This is a genomic window from Lentilactobacillus senioris DSM 24302 = JCM 17472 (assembly GCF_001436555.1).
Taxonomy (GTDB): domain Bacteria; phylum Bacillota; class Bacilli; order Lactobacillales; family Lactobacillaceae; genus Lentilactobacillus; species Lentilactobacillus senioris.
The window spans coordinates 87,162-87,649 of record NZ_AYZR01000007.1 but is presented as its reverse complement, the minus strand read 5'-3'; the positions used below and the strand labels follow the sequence as shown (position 1 = coordinate 87,649).

The following is a 488-nucleotide window of genomic DNA, read 5'->3' as shown; positions in this document are numbered from 1 at the left end:
GCACGCCGAGAGTAGTTGGGGGATCGCCCCCTGCGAGGGTAGGACGTTGCCACGCTTTTATATGGAGGATTAGCTCAGCTGGGAGAGCACCTGCCTTACAAGCAGGGGGTCACAGGTTCGAACCCTGTATCCTCCATATGAGCCGTTAGCTCAGTTGGTAGAGCATCTGACTTTTAATCAGAGGGTCGACAGTTCGAGCCTGTCACGGCTCATTAATTGAATATATTATTGCGCATAATATGTATGCCGACTTAGCTCAGCTGGCAGAGCACCTGTCTTGTAAACAGGGGGTCGGAAGTTCGAATCTTCTAGTCGGCATATGCGGAAATAGCTCAGTGGTAGAGCACCACCTTGCCATGGTGGGGGTCGCGGGTTCGAATCCCGTTTTCCGCTTTTATGCCGGGGTGGCGGAATTGGCAGACGCACAGGACTTAAAATCCTGCGGTCAGTGATGACCGTACCGGTTCGATCCCGGTCCTCGGCATTTA

Annotated in this window: 5 tRNA genes; all 5 read left to right on the top strand. The window is 53.3% G+C overall.

Going from position 1 to position 488, the window contains the following annotated elements:
• The first annotated feature begins 63 nt into the window (after window positions 1-63).
• Window positions 64-136 (top strand) — tRNA-Val (locus FC56_RS03180).
• A 3-nt stretch (window positions 137-139) separates the two neighbouring features.
• Window positions 140-212 (top strand) — tRNA-Lys (locus tag FC56_RS03175).
• Between the two features lie 33 nt (window positions 213-245).
• Window positions 246-318, top strand: a tRNA-Thr gene (locus FC56_RS03170).
• A gap of 3 nt (window positions 319-321) precedes the next feature.
• Window positions 322-393: transfer RNA gene (locus tag FC56_RS03165), tRNA-Gly, on the top strand.
• A gap of 5 nt (window positions 394-398) precedes the next feature.
• A tRNA-Leu gene (locus FC56_RS03160) sits at window positions 399-484 on the top strand.
• Window positions 485-488 lie beyond the last annotated feature (4 nt).